We start from the raw sequence: 802 nt of genomic DNA on the forward strand, positions 1-802 counted from the left end.
ATCGTTGCTCCTTCCGGATAAGGCGGTGCAATATGAGGACAATTCTGGGAAATTATATAAGATAATTCTATTCCTCCTGTGATGGAAACCTTAAAAATATCAGTAGCTACCTGTTCTTCTGCTTTCGGAAAAACCTGAATTATCGTATTTTCCCCCGGCATAACAACTCCCGTGTCTTCGTCAATATAGAACCATGCCCTGAAATGTTCCGTATCCTCAAAATCAACTGTGACAGGTTTTTGCCCATTGTTGCATATTGTAATCAACCGTGATGGGCACATCAACATATCCGGCTCTGGTTCTACATCATCCCATGAATCGTACTCTTCCTGAGTAATTGTGAGAAATCTCGTACCACTATTTGGTACACAGTTAACCTCGTAATCCTCCTCTGATTCCCCACGAACGAGAACCCGTATCCTGCACTCTGCCTGAATTCCTTCTTCTGTTTCCATGACAAAAGTTTCTTCATGAATCCCCTGAGAAAGATTTGGCTTTACATAAATATCCACTGCAACAGCTTCTCCGGGCTTAACCTTATTCCCAACTTTCATCGGAAGTCTTCCCTCATATAATAATGGATGCTCTAAATGTTCAAGTCTAAAATCATTCAATTCTGAAATGGATTTGATCTGCCAGCTCTCTGTACCTGTATTTTTTATCTCTAGCCTTTCCCAACCGCCGCCGTTTACTCCAGTCTGTCCCAAATCAAGGATTTCACTAGAAACTGTCGCCTCATATTTCTCATATCTCATTTCACTGTCTGAATCCACAGTATCCTCGAAAATAGCTGAAGCTTCCG

1 protein-coding gene is annotated in these 802 nt (G+C 41.6%); it reads right to left on the minus strand.

Going from position 1 to position 802, the window contains the following annotated elements:
* On the minus strand, positions 1-755 hold a 755-nt coding region (locus H8Z82_RS16950), incomplete at its 3' end, for a hypothetical protein (RefSeq protein ID WP_207724705.1).
* Positions 756-802: the final 47 nt, after the last annotated feature.

The sequence above is a fragment of the Blautia difficilis genome (genome assembly GCF_014297245.1).
In the GTDB taxonomy this organism is placed as follows: domain Bacteria; phylum Bacillota; class Clostridia; order Lachnospirales; family Lachnospiraceae; genus Blautia_A; species Blautia_A difficilis.